The sequence below is a fragment of the Aureispira sp. CCB-QB1 genome (genome assembly GCF_000724545.1).
Classification (GTDB): Bacteria; Bacteroidota; Bacteroidia; order Chitinophagales; family Saprospiraceae; genus Aureispira.
Genome location: NZ_JHBV01000066.1, coordinates 1 through 1,113, shown reverse-complemented (window position 1 = coordinate 1,113; position 1,113 = coordinate 1). Strand labels below are relative to the sequence as shown.

The 1,113-nt window shown below is 36.8% G+C and carries 1 protein-coding gene; it reads right to left on the bottom strand.

The window, feature by feature from the left end:
• Window positions 1–1,113: C25 family cysteine peptidase (locus tag CG11_RS26160; RefSeq protein WP_231512839.1), on the bottom strand; the 1,113-nt coding region annotated here is incomplete at both ends.

Sequence of the window (1,113 nt, the reverse complement as noted above, 5' to 3'; positions counted from 1 at the left end):
ATACCGTCATAATTACCATGAGCATCCAAATTGGATTGATTTTCGGCATAGTAAGAAATTTTACCATATCCCAACGAGTAGTTAATATCTTTGGGGACAACAAATGAAAAGCTAAAGTTGCCATTAACAACGCTTGCTTGTCCTTTAAAAATAATTTTCTTGCGCAAGAAAAAGTCATCTGAAAAACTTCCTGCGTCATTTCCTAACGTATACAATCGATCTTGTTTGTCAAAAACAGTTGGATAAATAGTTCCATTGAAATTAGAGACCTTATTGCCATTGTTATCGACAATTTCTCCAGATATGGTTACCAACTCTAATGCACGAATAGTATCTTGATTGGTAATGGCTTGGTTGTTAATTTGTGTTGTCCTTACATCATGATTTGGATAAGCTAGTTTCATGGTAGGATCGCCCAACAAAGCATATTTTCTTGAATTTACAGGAGGAGAGATAGCCGCATTGTTTTTAGAAAACTGCAATACTTCTCCTGTTGTTGGCATCTCGCCATTAGGTTTTCTATCAAAAATAACATTAAAGGTATTCCTAACCAAACGCTCATTATGAGATGCAATAACAACTCGAACAGTTGTTAAAACAGAGATCGCACCGCCATTAGGATTAAGTAACAATAACTCACCAGCGGAAACGGTGGTTGGATCATCATGAGGTCCAAAAGAGCAAGTTGCTGTAATAAATAATGGCAATTTATCAACATTGGTTAGAGCATTGATATCACTACTTGTAAAGACACGCTCTTGTGTCCAACCATCATCCCCTCCATGTCCCAAATAGTTGACAATAAAAGAACCCTTGAACAAAATATCTAACAGAGCATTTTTAGCATCAGGATAACGTTCGCCACCAGAAGTGCTCACTTGTTGAAAAGCATCTAGGTATACTTTTTCAATGTTATAACTACTATCTTGTTGCCCTGCGGTGATAGCGACACCTTCGGCATCGTAAAAGTGTAAATTATTATCCCCATCATCTGCTACAAAACAAAGTCTATTTTTCCAATCTTTAAGAACATCAGGATTGGTTTCATAATTGATAATTTTGTTGACCAATGTTCTCGCTTCAGCAATATTAGCAGCTGGCAATCGACCCACA